The following is a 12,645-nucleotide window of genomic DNA, read 5'->3' as shown; positions in this document are numbered from 1 at the left end:
AGAAGGCTGCTGCTGAGAAGGCTGCTGCTGAGAAGGCTGCTGCTGAGAAGGCTGCTGCTGAGAAAGCTGCTGCTGAGAAGGCTGCTGCAATCGAAGCTAATCGTCTAGTTCTTTTAAATAATGCCAAAAAAGCAGGTTTAAATAATCAGCAAGCTACTGCTTATGCAGAAGAAAATAAAGAATCTGATGCCGTTACAGCTAAAACAGCTTTAGATACTCTTATTATTAATATTGAAAAAGCTGAAATTTCTGCTGCTAAAGATATTTCTGATTCTTTATATCCAGTTGAAAAAATTACTCGCTCAGAGAGTCAAGTTAGCTCATCTTCTTCGAAATCAATTGTAAACGGTATCTATCAGTCAGTTACTGAAATAGGTTATCGTGGCTCAGCAATTTATAATCAACCTTATTCAGTTGTACTAGGTAATTATACAAAAAATGATAGAACTGTTAATAACTATCAATCTGTAACAACTAATCTAGCCATTGATATTAAAGGCTTAAAAACTCAAGAGTCTGCTATTCCAAATATAGGTACAGCAACTTACGTTGGTAAAGCTTTTGATATTACTAACAATGGCATTCTTAATTATGATATCAACTTTACTAATCGCTTAGGCTCAGGATCAATCACTGGCTTAGGTAATACTATTAGCCTAGAACAAGGTTCTATTTCTGGAACTGGAATCACTTCAACAGCTAAACAATTAACAAATACTGGTACATATTCATTAGACTTTTATGGCAAAAAAGCTGAAGAAATCGCTGGTAAAGTCATTTTTAATGGTAAAGATACCGTTGGCTTTGGCGGTACACGTGGTGAAATTACTAAATAAAATCTTATTTTAGTCCCCACTTATCTATAGACCGTCTGAAATTAAATATAATTTCAGACGGTTTTTGTCATTCTATTGGTAGCCATTTGATGAATATCAAATATGTAGTAATTCTTTCAGTAACATTCTCTAGCACTGCATTTTCTCAAGAATTACCACCAGCTCAAACAGTATTTTTTGAGCAAGATTCATTTATTCAACCTGAATTATTACTTAAAAAAACAGTAGATAAAGATTTAAAGCTTTCTACACTACCTCCAAACTCAAGTTTAGAAGATTATATTAATCAAGCCATTATTGATAAAGACTGGAAAGAACTTGAGAAACTACTAGATAAATACAGAAAAACTGATAATTACGATCACATTTTATACGAGTATGGCTTAGGTGCTTTATATCGTTTTCAAGGAAAGCAAAAGAAAGCCATAGAAATGTACAAAGCGATTATTACAAAGAATCCAAATTTATATTATCCCCGTTTTGATCTAGCCATGATGTTATTTGAAAATAAACAATATACTGAAGCTAAAAATGAATTTAGAGCAATAAGACCTTTTCTTCCTACTCAGATCCAAGCATTAATAGATCAGCTATTGAGTACTATGGAAGAGTCTCAAGGATGGCAACCAAACGTAAATTTTAATTTTGAAAAAACAGATAATGTTAATCAATCATCGAGTATAAAAGAGATTTCTATTGGAGAAGCAACTTTCATACGTGATCAGGAATCACTACCACAAAAGGCAGAAGGTATCGGTTATACGCTGAATGCATCACGTGAACAAAATATGATGAGCAATCATTATGTATATTTTAATGCAGCATTAAACGGTATTCATTATTGGGATAATACAGAATTTAGTGAGCAAACCTTACGTATCGATACTGGTTACAAGTATAAAGATCTTAAGCAATCCTTAGGCATAATTCCATTTATTGGGCAAAATATACTAGGTGATAGTCGTTACAGTCATAACTATGGTGCAGGATTAGAATATAACCGATTATTATCAGATCGTTGGCAAGTTTCTGCTAATACATCTCTTATCCAAAAACGATATCAGGATTCAGATCTTGCACAATATTATAATGGTCATGCTAATAGTCAGGCTGCATTGATGCTGTATCAACCGAAATCAAAATTACTCATATATAGTGGCTTAGACTGGATGCAAGATCGCTTAGCGGACGAAGCAGAATCATCCAATAAGAAAGGTATACGAAGTGGTTTTTTATACTTTGGGGACTCATTGGGTATTAGTAGCAACATACGTTATTCTAAGCGTAATTTTTTAGCAGATAATATTTGGTATGGTATTCAACGCAAAGACAGTGAATATGAATTTGGTATAGCTACTTGGCGTAAGCAATGGCAGTGGAAAGGTTTTACTCCCAAGTTAAATTATAGATATCAAAAAATTGACAGCAATTTACCACTTTATGAGCGTAATAACGGCACATGGTTTATCACAATAGATAAAAAAATTTAAGAATAAAGGCTCTCACTCTCAGTTAGAGCCTTTTATTATTTAACATAAAATCTCTTATGCGAAACCGAAGCTTTTCTTCAGATCCTCAAAGCTTTTACCATAAATAAAATCAAAATCTTTGATCTTTAGACTTCTAAATTTCTGCTCATATTTAACTGAATACAAAGTTACATAAGGCTCATCACCAAGATATAACTCCTTACAATAAGCAAAGTCTTCTTTACCGTTATAACTATAAATAACTAAGCTGTCATATAGTGCAATCAAGTCACACTTAGAAATAAAGCTATTTTCAGCTTTCAATTCAAAAGTTGAAACAGAAGAAGATGTAGGTAACATAAGAAACCCCTAAAAGAGCTAATATCTGATTTAGGCTCACTTGGACACCTAACTAAGAAAACAAGTTTAAAGTAGTTCCCAAAGAGCTAATATCTGATTTAGGCTCACTTGGACACTTTATCCACGAAGCAACAACCGATTTGGATACTTTCAACTCATTTGCAATCTTTCGACAACTTAATCCTTTTAAATGTAGTTCTTTCGCCTTTACACGTAAGGGCTGATATTTCGCAGATCTCACTACTCCGCCCTTTATACCGCCTAACTTCCCTTTTCTAGATTGACGGTCAATAAATTCCTGATAGCAATAGGCGTCTTTTTTCCAGCAATATCGTGCAATGGATTTAGCAATGCCTTTTACTTCACCAAAAGTCATTGGGTTAGTAAGCCCTTGGTTAAGCCCTATACAATGCTGAATTACACAATCAAGCCAGGATGTATATGTACTCCCTCGATATTTTCGTATTTCTTTATATGCCCAATGCCTAGCCGTGTTGAATACAAAACAATTACGCCCTAAACCTATCGCTTCGTCTTGTTTAATCTCTCTATTAACATCTTTCCATGTTAAGTCTAGATTTCGAGCTAGTTCACTTAAAGTATAGGGTTTTTCACGCAAGCTAGTGGTTTGCCAATAACTTGAGATAGGATTCTTTGATACCAAACTCACATATGCTGGATCTGCATTAAACAACTCACCTAATTTTTGACGAATAGCATTTGCATAAAGGATAGGCTTTTGACGACTAGCATCGGTTGTATAAACAGGTGTTTTTAACTGAAAAAGTATATGTGAGCGCCCATTATTAGGATTGGCAACTAATAAGTTCGGTAATGGAATTCCAACTAAGCCATATAATATTTCTGATAATGAAGACTCATAATCCAAATCAAACACAAGATAATGTAAATAATAAGGGCTATTTGGCTGTATATATCTATATTTTAAAGAAATTTCTTTAGGTCGAATCATCAGACCATAATCCAGATTATCCGAACAATACGGCTTTTTAGGTAATCTGTCTTTAAATTGATCAAGATGGAAACATAATTGTTGCATTTGCTTATTTCACTATTTGCAAATACACAATGACCATGTATTATTAATACAGATCATGTGCAAGCATGTTCTAAGGATTCAAGCCTCGATTGACACCATTCCGCCAAGTTTGTATGTCATCGGGGCTTTTTCATATCTGTAATTTATACAATATATCTAAGTTATACTTCAATTCAAACCCAAAAGCATATATAAGATAAAACTTTTTTCAAAAACTTACGTAAGTTACATAAATTACTTAAGTTACGTAAAATCCCTAAATGTGTGAAACCATTGATCTTCCTTATTATTCGACTATACTTAAGTTAAATAAGTTACGTAAGTTAAATAAAAATGATCATATTAGTTGGTGGTGAAAAAGGCGGGTCTGGAAAAAGTTGTTTAGCCCAAAATCTAGCAGTTTATTTACAAGCAAATAATCGAGATATCTTATTACTCGATGCAGATCCACAAGGTACGACAACTGACTGGATCAAAGAACGAGATGAAAATTCAGCTGTAAAAAACATTCCATCAGTACAAGCTTCAGGGAACATTCGACAAATCCTAATGGATTTATCGAAGCGATACCAAGACATTATTATTGATGCTGGTGGGCAGGATTCTGAAGCATTACGTTCGGCAATGACTGTTTCCACTCACATGCTTTTGCCTTTCCGTCCTAAAAGACGAGATCTAAAAACATTAGTACATGTCGAAAAATTAATACGTCTTGCAAAAGCTGTTAATCCTGAACTCTATACGAGAGCAGTCATTACTCAATGTCCTACTTTACCGAGTCAAGTTCAACGCATCTTAGATGCTAAAGAAGCATGTGAATCGTTTGATCTCATCCCATTAAATAATTTTACGTGTAATCGAAACATATACGATGATGCCGATGAAAATGGATTATCCGTTTTTGAAATGTCATCTGATGAAAAAGCCAAGCAAGAAATTAAACAAATTGCAAAAGAATTTTTAGGAGATCTCTAATGGCTTTAAAAGGTTTAAAAAGAGAAGATCAAACTTCTAAAAATGAAAAATTAGTGAGTGATTTTATTTCTGGCGCATCGAAAAATGTCCAAGAACTAACCCCATCAAATTCTAAATTTCAAAGATATACCTTTTCGTTAACAGAGGATGTAAGTGAACAGATTAACGATTTGAAAGTTAGATGTCGTGTTGCTAAAGCAAACCGATCTATCATGCTTAAAGCTGCTGTTAGTCAACTTAATACTTTATCGGATGAAGAGTTGCACAATTTGATCAAGAAAGAGTTAGGTTACTGATTCTGAGCCACCTCAACGGTGGCTTTTCTATTTTCAGCTAATGCTATATTCCTTATAAAATACTTCCAAAACTACTAAATTGAAAAATCAATAACTTATAATATTTTTTGCAATTTCTGGAAGTTTTTACATAAAAATTACTGTTTTAATCATCTAAATCATATATTTATTAATGATATTAGTTTAGTTAACTACACATTATTTTCAGTGGCATCCTGTAAGGTGCGTATGGTGTGTCTTAAAAAAATCGGTTGAAAACCGATTTTAGAGCGTCAACAAAATTAAGGCTTTCAAGTGATCAAAAATAAACCTTCGTTCAATAAGAAAAAGTGGCTGAGAAATCATCTAGACGATGTTTTACGCCTAAAAAAAGAGGGTTTGACCTATCAATCAATCATCCAAGTGCTAAAAAAAGACTTAAACATGCCCTTTGATTTGGAGGAATCACTGTTAAGTCGTTATCTCAAAGAGTTTGCAGAAGATGAATCAACCACTTTAAAGACCAAAACAGCCCTAACAAACAAAGTTGAACGTCAGATAGACCGGCTTACTCGTCAAAATAATGAAATACAGAACCTAAAACGTCGTTTAGACCGTATGGCTGAACGTGAAATGAGGTTTGAAATTGAAAATAAGAACCTAAAAGAACGTAATCGGATTCTAGAATACAAATTCCTAGAAGGTGAAGGACGCTTCCAAGACCTTCGACGCTATAAAGGATTGCATAATTCAAAGTGGAGAATTGCAGAGCTAGAACAGAAAAATGATGAACTATTCCAAACTGTTTTAATGCTTGAAAGGCGTGCTGAAAGAGCCGAAGAACCTCTTAAGCAAGCACATGACCAAATTACACAGCTCGGGACTGAACTCTCTCAGATCAAAGGAGAATATGAACAACTGGAGCAAAATCAGCTACTGTCCAATCAAAAAATTAAGCAACTTGAACTGACGATTAATGCCTTAAAAAACGAAAAACAGGCTCTAGAAAAACAACTTGCCGAAAAAGAATCCCTTGTCATTCACCAAGACCAAGAAAAAATTGAGCAACTCACGCAGGAACGGCAGAAGTTTCTCCAAGAAAGAAATCAACTACATATGCTATCAAAGCGTCTAAAAAGCGATTTAAGCAATTCTGAGCATCAACTGAGTGAAGTATCGAACCTACTGCATGAAAGCCGAAATAACGCAAAACAGAAGGATTTATGGCGGGCTTTAGCAATTGGATTCGGTTGCTTGGCTGTGATCTTCTTTTTGATATTTATCTTCCTCTGAGACCGCATTTTATTTGGGCCATTATTTCAGTCCAGGAAGGCTGAAATTGGCCCGAATAAAATGCGGTCATTATTGTTTTTGGCTAAACAAAAGCGTGGAACATTGCTCAAAAGTTAAGCGTGGAACATGAAGAGTCAACAAAAAAGCCCAACTCAGCTGAGTTGGGCTTTTTGATACACGATAAACTTATGATTTATATAAAATAAAAAAGAGCATTTCTTATAAGGTGTATTATGTTAATTTTAGGAAGTCTTTACAGTTGGCCTTCAAGTAACTGACCTATTTCTAACCTGGTATAGCCACGTTCTTTAAAAATCAAAATAATTGCTTTTTTATAATCTTCAGAAGTAGAAGTCTTATATTTAGTTATCAGTTGATTCTCAGAATTCAGCTCTAGATCATTTTTGATGGTCAATACTTCGCTAGAGATCCTATTAAAGATATTTAGGTTAAACATACAGGCACTCGTCATCCGTTATAGCGGCCCGACTACAACAAACACCTGCCTTAGCTTAGCTAGACACCCTTGGCCGCAAGGATTACAAATTAGACAAGATTCTGCAAGTTTTGCAGAATTGAGAGCCTGAATATTCGACGAAATTATTGTTCACTTAACATAATGGCGATTCTACGAAATGGATCTGTGAGCCTAAGCCTACAAGTTTTGGGGCATATTTCCTCTATGAGATCCTCCAGGTTTAACCTATTCTGAGTACATCAGGAACAGGAAGTTCCGGAACAAAAAACAATAATGATAAGTTCTACAACATGGAAGATAGGTACGACAGGAGTTATACCTTACACTACCCCATATGAAAAAGCCCAACAGGATGTTGGGCTTTTTTATTTTAAAAAATACATAAAAATTAAGGCTATAGTCTCAATTTTTTAACTTCGTATAACGTGTATTATGTTAATTTTAGATAAATTAAAGACGATAGGTAAATAATGAAAAACCTCCTTTATATCGTAGCATTGTTAGTTAGTTTTAATACTTATGCTGAATGCTTGTTAGAAACAAGCCAAGATGATGAGCTAAGCAGTGAATTAGCCAATAAAGGATGGAACTTTGAAAAGTACGATGAGTTATGTCAAAAATTAAAAAGAGCTAATGCTGGTATACAAATTGATCAAGTAGCTTTTATTACTCAATATCAAACAACAGTATCAACTTCGATAAAAATATATCCAATAGAAATTAAGAAAAAATATAATCAAAGAATCTTATCGCAAAGAGGTTTTAATGCAATTGCTGGTAATCCAGCAAGAACATCTGCAATTCAAAAAGAATTGAAATATATCAATGCAAACTTCGGATTGAACAGTTTAATAACAGAAGGCGGGCTACCGGACATGCTTAATAACATAGATAAAATCAGAAAAATAATAAAACCCTAATTCCTAACCTTCTTTAGAGATCAAAAAGAATTTATTTGGTTGTTATGAGGATAATTTGAAACTTCATGGCATAAATGAATAAGCCATTTAACATAATGGCGGTTATATGAAATGCAACTAAATTTAGTTGCATTTTTTAATTTCAAGGGACTATACTTAGTCGTAACTGAGTAGGGCTAAAATATGGGTAAAACGGAAAAGTTATTGGAAAAATTTGGAAATTCAAAAAATACGTTTCCATATAAAGATTTAGTCGTTTTACTGAGCCAGCTCGGCTATGAAAAATTTGAAATGGCAGGCTCTCGTGTTCGGTTTTTTAATGAAAAAACTGAACATATGATTTTACTGCATAGACCACACCCTGAAAATGAAATCAAAGGTGGGGCATTGAAAGCTGTAAAACAGGCACTCAAGCAGGAGGGATTTTTATGAGCTATTTAAAGTACAAAGGTTATCTCGGAACAATTGAGCCTGATCTTGAAACAGGTGAGTTATTTGGAAAACTTGCTTTTATTCGTGATCTTATTACCTATGAAGCGGAAACTTTAAAAGCCCTTGAGAAAGCTTTTCAGGAATCTGTAGACGGCTATTTAGAATCATGTGCTGAACTAGGAAAATCTCCTGATCAACCATTCAAAGGCACTTTTAATGTCCGTATTAGCCCTGAATTGCACCGTAAGGCGGTTTTAGCATCAAGTAATTCTCTAAATGCCTTTGTCAGTGATGCGATTCAAGAAAAGTTAATGCGTTTAGGTGCGTAATTTATTGAAGCCTAGGCTACTACCTAAAAATTGAAAAACTCAGCAAAAATGGGAGCTTAAAGCTCCCATTTTTAGTTTCGTATAAGGTGTATTATGTTAATTTTAGAAAATCTTAATCTTTAACTAACATAATCTTCAGTTGATATCACTTGAGCATATGCAAATTCAAAAGCGGCCATTAATGTTGCATGGACATGACCAGCAGGTACTTTAACGCCATTAAATTCCAAGTCTAGTGTTGCACAAGCATCATGAATAACTTTTACCTTATAACCAAAATCAGAAGCAGCACGAACAGCAGCATCAACACACATATGGCTCATAGCACCAATCACGACTAACTCAGTCACTTGATTGCTATCTAAAATTTCTTTGAGATTCGTGTTTAAGAACGCATTGATGTGATTTTTAATGATCACAGATTCATCTTCTTGCGGCTTAACTGTGTCCTGAAATTCAATACCATTTGAGCTAGGTTCAAATATAGGAGATTCAGCATCAGCAATATGTTGGACATGAATCACTTGAGTACCCTGTTTACGGGCCTTCGCAATTACTTTCACTGCATTAGCAGCAGCTTGTTCAATATTTACCAATGGTAATTTACCTGTAGGTAGATATTCATTTTGTAAGTCGATAACTAATAAAGCTGATTTTGACATATCTATTCCTTTACTTAACTAATATTTGTTTTGTTCTGCTTAGGATTTTAAAGAAGTGGAAGTATTCCACTTCTTTAAGTTTCTTTAGAAAGAAAGCGTTTCACCATCAATAGGAATTAAAACCTTATCTTGAATCCCTTTGTCTTTTACGTACTCTGCAAGCTCAGCACGTGTTACTGACATGTGGTTAATTGCATCCATGTGAACAGCAACCACTTTAGCATTTGGTGCTTTCTGAGTTGCACGATAAGTATCTTCTTTGCCCATAATAATGGATTCTTTAAAGCCATCAACCAAGGCGTTACCTGTATTCAAGACAATCACATCAGGTTTAAATGTTTGAATCGCTTGATCAACTTCAGAACGCCAGATGGTATCTCCTGCCACATAAACAGTTTCATGGCCAGCAGCTTCAAATACCACACCCATTGCTTCACCTAATCCAGCTTTAAGCTTAGGAATACGGTACATGGCATCAGTACCGTGTTGACCACCAGTTTTAGTGAGCTTAATCCCTTCAAAGGTCGCTTGAGTTAATACACGAACATCTTTGAAGCCTTGTGACTGAATGATTTTCTGGTCTTCTTTATTCTGTACAAACAACGGCATGTTTTTCGGAATAGTCGCTTGTGCTGCATCATCCCAATGATCTAAATGGGTATGGGTCACGATTACCGCATCTACACCTTCTAAAATCGTTTCGGGCTTGATAGGCAAATCGACTAATGGGTTCCGTAAATAGCTACGATGAGTATCAGGAAAACCTTCATAGAATCCTTTTTTAGCAAACATTGGGTCAATTAAAAAAGTCGTATCAGCATAGGTTACTTTAATCGTTGCATTGCGAATTTCTTGTATATGCGTAACTTTAGAAGTATCTCGCTGAACCACCTTATCATTCGCATATAAATGGACTGAAGCCATTGCCAGAGAGAGTGCAATAACAGAGCTACTTAAAATTTTATTCATGTTCCAGATCCAATCATTTAGTCATACTCGAATCATGATAGGAAAAATTAAGCAATAAAATTGTCTTTAAGGACAATCATCGAAACTATTGGGACAACATGCTATATTTATTATTTTAGAGAGGTAGACCGAATGGCTATACCAGTGATTGGATTGTTCGTTTATCCCAATATAAATCCATTTCACTTCTCTATCCCCCATATCATTTTCAATATCAGGATTGAAGATAAACGCTTATTTGATCTGAAAATTTTTTCTATAGATGGCCAACCCGTAAAAACAGAACAGTCTATGATGATTATCCCTGATGGGGGGATCGAACTCATTAAAGAGTCGGATCTTATTATTATTCCTGGATGGGATGATTTTAATCATGAGCCTGAAGAAGTACTTATCAATGCCCTAAATTGTGCATATCAGACTGGAATTAGAATTGTAGGGTTATGCTATGGAACTTATGCATTGGCATATGCAGGGCTGCTTGACCATAAAAAAGCAGCTACGCACTGGATGGCTGAACAAGATTTTAGTGAACGATTTCCACAGGTTCAGCTTGATAATGACGCCCTGTATGTAGAGGACCAAAGGATCGTAACCTCTGCTGGAACAGGCGCAGCGTTAGACTGCTGCTTGTACTTGGTACGTGAAATCTATAATGCACGAATTGCGAATAAAGTCTCTAGAGTAATGGTGATCCCGCCTCACCGTGAAGGTGGGCAAGCTCAGTTTATTGAACAGCCAGTCGCAGAATCGAGCCAAGATGCACAAATTAATGTATTACTTGATTTTTTAAGAAAGAATTTAGCTTTACAACATAATATTGAAAGCCTCGCTGAACGGACACATATGACACGCAGGACGTTCACACGGCATTTTAAGAAAGCGACAGGCATGACCCTAGTCGATTGGCTGAATACTGAAAGAATCAGATTAAGTTGTGAACTTTTAGAAACGACAAACTTGTCTATCGAAAAGATAACCGAGCTTTCAGGTTTTAATAATACCGTGTCATTTAGAAAAAATTTTCGTGAAAAATATGGCACCAGCCCTCAGGCATGGAGAAAAGCTTTTGGGATCATTAATGAAAATAATCCACCCATTTAACATAATGGGCGTTATACGAAGTATACTTGTATATTAACTTAAATATCAATTGCTTAATAAAATCATAAAAATCTAAAAATGCAAAAAAAGCCGATTTTGAAACAAGTCGGCTTTTTTATGAGCAGTTTTGATAGTTCTTGCCAATAAATCTGACTAAAAATTACGCTTTTCAGCTTGAGTAATACAATTTTGTGATACATTGTTGTATATACAAATTTGAATGTTTTTTATGGAACAGTATTTCGAATGGGATGAGGCAAAGAATCGAAAGAATCAGAAAAAACATGATGTCTCTTTCGAAACGGCAAGCCTTGTTTTTGATGATCCACTGAGGATCTCAATTCAGGATAGACATACCAATGGTGAAGAACGTTGGCAGACCATTGGAAAAGTAAAAGGCGTACTAATGCTCTTAGTAGCTCACACCATCTTTGATGAAGATGACTGTGAAATCATACGAATCATTAGTGCAAGACAAGTAACTAAGGCGGAGCGAGATAGATATGAGCATGGTTAGATATTCACGCAAAGAACTGAATGAAAAATTCAGCGACAAGCAAGATGCTGAAATTGAACGCTTGCTTGCTAAGGGAACGGTTCCTGACGAACAGCTAGATCTCTCAGATATTCCTGAAATTACAGACTGGAGTAATGCTGTACGCCACAATCAATTCTATCGTCCAGTGAAGCAACAAACCTCTGTTCGTCTTGATGCTGATGTACTTGCATGGTTAAAAGCACAAGGGAAGGGCTATCAAACACGCATGAATAAAATTCTGCGTGAAGCAATGTTAAAAGATTTAAAAAATAATAAATAAAAATAGGAGCTTAGGCTCCAATTTTTTAATTTTAATAACATATATTAATTTTTTGGTTCTTAATGAAATTTAACCATCAGTATTAAAACTCGTGTTAAATCTGATTTATCATGTATTCATTAATATCGAGAATATTGATAGTTTATTCTATAAAATTAAATACTTATAAAAAAAATTTTCCTTAAAAAATACTCATTTCTTTTAGTTAGATATTTACTATAATAAGTTGAAACGTAATGTAATACAAACAAACATTAATTATACATTAAATCCATAATGTAATTTAGGGTATCTATGCAATCAATGAATTTAACAAAGCTAAGTGCTGCTATTATTTTGGCACTAAGTACTGCTGCTTGTAGTAGTAGTGGAAATCATTCAACAACATCTACTTCTCCAGTAATTACTGAACAGACTGCTGCTGAGAAGGCTGCTGCTGAGAAAGCTGCCGCTGAGAAGGCTGCTGCTGAAAAGGCTGCTGCTGAAAAGGCTGCTGCTGAGAAAGCTGCCGCTGAAAAGGCTGCCGCTGAGAAGGCTGCTGCTGAGAAGGCTGCTGCTGAGAAGGCTGCTGCTGAGAAGGCTGCTGCTGAGAAGGCTGCTGCTGAGAAGGCTGCCGCTGAGAAGGCTGCTGCTGAGAAGGCTGCTGCTGAGAAGGCTGCTGCTGA

The 12,645-nt window shown here is 35.2% G+C and carries 17 protein-coding genes; 12 read left to right on the top strand and 5 right to left on the bottom strand.

Features of this window, described 5'->3' with window-relative positions; genetic code table 11:
- Together LOZ91_RS14465 and LOZ91_RS14460 are read left to right on the top strand one after the other, a co-directional pair.
- On the top strand, positions 1–836 hold an 836-nt coding region (locus LOZ91_RS14465; RefSeq protein WP_244783462.1), incomplete at its 5' end, for a factor H binding family protein.
- 89 nt (positions 837–925) lie between these two features.
- Entirely contained in the window at positions 926–2,326 is a 1,401-nt protein-coding gene (locus LOZ91_RS14460; RefSeq protein ID WP_005166871.1) for a surface lipoprotein assembly modifier, read from the top strand.
- A gap of 54 nt (positions 2,327–2,380) precedes the next feature.
- Here the strand turns inward: LOZ91_RS14460 and LOZ91_RS14455 are convergent, their stop codons facing one another.
- Both LOZ91_RS14455 and LOZ91_RS14450 read right to left on the bottom strand, forming a co-directional pair.
- Positions 2,381–2,665, bottom strand: coding sequence for a hypothetical protein (locus LOZ91_RS14455; RefSeq protein ID WP_244783461.1), 285 nt, complete (start codon positions 2,663–2,665; stop codon positions 2,381–2,383).
- 52 nt (positions 2,666–2,717) lie between these two features.
- On the bottom strand, positions 2,718–3,725 hold the full coding sequence (locus LOZ91_RS14450) for a replication initiation protein (RefSeq protein WP_005108838.1): 1,008 nt from the start codon (positions 3,723–3,725) through the stop codon (positions 2,718–2,720).
- 333 nt (positions 3,726–4,058) lie between these two features.
- Between LOZ91_RS14450 and LOZ91_RS14445 the strand changes: the two genes are divergently transcribed.
- The 3 genes from LOZ91_RS14445 to LOZ91_RS14435 all read left to right on the top strand — a co-directional run bounded on the left by LOZ91_RS14445 (position 4,059) and on the right by LOZ91_RS14435 (position 6,268).
- Positions 4,059–4,700, top strand: coding sequence for an AAA family ATPase (locus LOZ91_RS14445; protein WP_244783460.1), 642 nt, complete (start codon positions 4,059–4,061; stop codon positions 4,698–4,700).
- Positions 4,700–4,996, top strand: coding sequence for a hypothetical protein (locus tag LOZ91_RS14440; protein WP_005108840.1), 297 nt, complete (start codon positions 4,700–4,702; stop codon positions 4,994–4,996). Before LOZ91_RS14445 ends, LOZ91_RS14440 begins: the two co-directional genes overlap by 1 nt.
- Positions 4,997–5,290: 294 nt before the next feature.
- Positions 5,291–6,268, top strand: a complete 978-nt coding sequence (locus LOZ91_RS14435) for a hypothetical protein (protein WP_244783459.1) — start codon at positions 5,291–5,293, stop codon at positions 6,266–6,268.
- Between the two features lie 253 nt (positions 6,269–6,521).
- On the opposite strand, the gene LOZ91_RS14430 is transcribed toward LOZ91_RS14435, so the two are convergent.
- Complete coding sequence (locus LOZ91_RS14430) at positions 6,522–6,725, bottom strand: hypothetical protein (RefSeq protein ID WP_057979931.1); 204 nt, start codon at positions 6,723–6,725, stop codon at positions 6,522–6,524.
- 491 nt (positions 6,726–7,216) lie between these two features.
- On the opposite strand from LOZ91_RS14430, the gene LOZ91_RS14425 reads away from it, so the two are divergent.
- From LOZ91_RS14425 to LOZ91_RS14415, 3 genes are all read left to right on the top strand, one after another.
- Entirely contained in the window at positions 7,217–7,666 is a 450-nt protein-coding gene (locus LOZ91_RS14425) for a hypothetical protein (protein WP_244783458.1), read from the top strand.
- 183 nt (positions 7,667–7,849) lie between these two features.
- Entirely contained in the window at positions 7,850–8,098 is a 249-nt protein-coding gene (locus LOZ91_RS14420; protein ID WP_004812233.1) for a type II toxin-antitoxin system HicA family toxin, read from the top strand.
- The gene (locus LOZ91_RS14415) at positions 8,095–8,427 is read left to right on the top strand and encodes a type II toxin-antitoxin system HicB family antitoxin (RefSeq protein ID WP_004812232.1); all 333 of its coding nucleotides are present in this window, start codon (positions 8,095–8,097) and stop codon (positions 8,425–8,427) included. The genes LOZ91_RS14420 and LOZ91_RS14415 overlap by 4 nt, the downstream gene beginning before the upstream one ends.
- A gap of 119 nt (positions 8,428–8,546) precedes the next feature.
- On the opposite strand, the gene LOZ91_RS14410 is transcribed toward LOZ91_RS14415, so the two are convergent.
- Both LOZ91_RS14410 and LOZ91_RS14405 read right to left on the bottom strand, forming a co-directional pair.
- A complete protein-coding gene (locus LOZ91_RS14410; RefSeq protein WP_005176773.1) occupies positions 8,547–9,089 on the bottom strand; it encodes a cysteine hydrolase family protein in 543 nt (180 codons plus the stop codon).
- A gap of 84 nt (positions 9,090–9,173) precedes the next feature.
- The gene (locus LOZ91_RS14405; RefSeq protein WP_004733158.1) at positions 9,174–10,058 is read right to left on the bottom strand and encodes an MBL fold metallo-hydrolase; all 885 of its coding nucleotides are present in this window, start codon (positions 10,056–10,058) and stop codon (positions 9,174–9,176) included.
- A 132-nt stretch (positions 10,059–10,190) separates the two neighbouring features.
- On the opposite strand from LOZ91_RS14405, the gene LOZ91_RS14400 reads away from it, so the two are divergent.
- From LOZ91_RS14400 to LOZ91_RS14385, 4 genes are all read left to right on the top strand, one after another.
- A complete protein-coding gene (locus LOZ91_RS14400) occupies positions 10,191–11,162 on the top strand; it encodes a helix-turn-helix domain-containing protein (RefSeq protein WP_004733159.1) in 972 nt (323 codons plus the stop codon).
- Between the two features lie 229 nt (positions 11,163–11,391).
- Complete coding sequence (locus LOZ91_RS14395) at positions 11,392–11,679, top strand: BrnT family toxin (RefSeq protein ID WP_047930174.1); 288 nt, start codon at positions 11,392–11,394, stop codon at positions 11,677–11,679.
- Complete coding sequence (locus tag LOZ91_RS14390; RefSeq protein ID WP_005166845.1) at positions 11,666–11,980, top strand: BrnA antitoxin family protein; 315 nt, start codon at positions 11,666–11,668, stop codon at positions 11,978–11,980. Before LOZ91_RS14395 ends, LOZ91_RS14390 begins: the two co-directional genes overlap by 14 nt.
- Before the next feature lie 294 nt (positions 11,981–12,274).
- On the top strand, positions 12,275–12,645 hold a 371-nt coding region (locus tag LOZ91_RS14385; protein ID WP_244783457.1), incomplete at its 3' end, for a histone H1-like repetitive region-containing protein.

The sequence above is a fragment of the Acinetobacter sp. F-1 genome (assembly GCF_022869025.1).
Taxonomy (GTDB): Bacteria; Pseudomonadota; Gammaproteobacteria; order Pseudomonadales; family Moraxellaceae; genus Acinetobacter; species Acinetobacter pseudolwoffii.
This window is presented reverse-complemented; position numbering and strand designations above follow the sequence as displayed.